This is a genomic window from Streptomyces sp. NRRL F-5122 (assembly GCF_001507435.1).
Classification (GTDB): domain Bacteria; phylum Actinomycetota; class Actinomycetes; order Streptomycetales; family Streptomycetaceae; genus Streptomyces; species Streptomyces lannensis.
The window spans coordinates 1-239 of record NZ_LMWH01000216.1 but is presented as its reverse complement, the minus strand read 5'-3'; the positions used below and the strand labels follow the sequence as shown (position 1 = coordinate 239).

The 239-nt window shown below is 66.1% G+C and carries 1 pseudogene; it reads right to left on the bottom strand.

Annotation, left to right across the window (positions count from 1 at the left end):
* Window positions 1-239, bottom strand: a pseudogene (locus tag ADL25_RS20415) (dihydrolipoyl dehydrogenase); the annotation flags it as partial.

Genomic DNA, 239 nt, shown 5'->3' with positions numbered 1-239 from the left:
GATCAGCTGCGCCTCGCCGACCTGCTCGCCCATGCGGTCGCCGACCATGTGGACGCCGACCACGGCACCGTCCTTGACCTGGACGAGCTTGATCTCGCCCGCGGTCTTGAGGATCTTGCTCTTGCCGTTGCCCGCCAGGTTGTACTTGAGAGCGACGACCTTGTCCGCGCCGTAGATCTCCTTGGCCTTGGCCTCGGTGATGCCGACGGAGGCGACCTCCGGGTGGCAGTAGGTGACCC